A 1,270-nucleotide genomic window follows, 5' to 3' on the forward strand; every position below is an offset into this window, starting at 1 on the left:
GCCCAGGCCAGGACGCTGTCGAAGCGCAACGACGAGCCCACGCGGGCCTCCAGGCACATGACGCGGTGGCGCCAGCACTCTCTCCAGTCGTCTGCGTCCAGCGGGCCATCGCCTGGCACATCCAACGGCACGACGATCCCATGCGCCTCGATGAGCGCCCACACGGCCCGCAGGAACGCGTCCACCGGAAGCCGTAGAAGGGTCACCTGGCCCTCTGCCAGCACCTCGCCCCCGTCCCGCATTCGTAACGCCAGCAGGGCCTCGCTCAGTGCCAAGGGATCGCCTGACCGGGAGTTCCAGCCTACCAAGCACACCCTCTCCCCATCCACCTCACCCGACCAGGCATAGACCCTGAAGCGGGGCTTGGAGAAACGTGCCGACAGATGGGAGAGCCCGCGCTCGCGCTTCGAGTGACGGCTCAACGGGGTGAAATGGTTCTCCGCGTAGAGCAACGCAGAGCGCCGACGTTCGAGCAGCGAGGCCACCCGGTCAGGGGCCGCTGACGCTTGCCACTCTTTCCAACTCACCACATCGCGCAAGCCCTTGGCAGCAGCGCAGGGACGGCAGGCAGGCACCCAGTTCTCCACGACACCGACGGGGCCTCCCAGTTGCGCGGGCACCAGCGACGTAGCCGTCCAGGACTTGGGAGAGGACAGGTCCAGTGGACCGGAGCAGAAGGCGCAGGCGTTACCGAACCCTGCTAATGCAGCACTGCGCTGCCACCCGTTGGCCTTGCCTTCCAGCGGGGCATCGGCTTGGGCGATGGCCTCCAGAAATGGGGTCAGCTCAAGCATGGAATACCCCCCCGCCGTTCAACGCTGACGCGGCACCCGGATTCCCAGACAGGGGCAGAGGGGGAGCGCAGGGGCTTAAAGATTTGACTAAAACGATCTGCCGACCCCCGCTGAACTGCCCCGCCATGCGCGCCCAGCGCATCCGCCCCAGTGTTCCTGCATGACGCCACGCCCACCAGTGACCTCTTGCTCGCTGAGCGGGTGCGAGGGTTTCAGAAAAACGGGTGGAGCAACAACGCCTGGCGAAAAACGACGCCAGAAAAACGGAGGCTGTCCCCACTCCTTTGACTAAAACGGATGCGAGGAACGTCTTCCGGGCACTCCGGCAGCGTGACTGAACCCAGCCACTCACGGGATCCCATGCTGGCCTCCGCTTGACTAAAACGAACAGAGGCAGGGCTGGGGCGTGGGGAAAACGGTGGTCCCCGATTTCTGAGACAGCGGATGCGGGGTCGGGGAAGAACAGGGAAATGGGC

Annotated in this window: 1 protein-coding gene; it reads right to left on the bottom strand. The window is 65.2% G+C overall.

What is annotated here, in order from left to right; genetic code table 11:
• The coding region (locus tag ABZX22_RS45170) for a hypothetical protein (RefSeq protein WP_354923531.1) at positions 1-794 on the bottom strand (794 nt) is incomplete at its 3' end.
• Between the last annotated feature and the right edge of the window lie 476 nt (positions 795-1,270).

The organism is Nonomuraea sp. NPDC003804 (genome assembly GCF_040610675.1).
In the GTDB taxonomy this organism is placed as follows: Bacteria; Actinomycetota; Actinomycetes; order Streptosporangiales; family Streptosporangiaceae; genus Nonomuraea.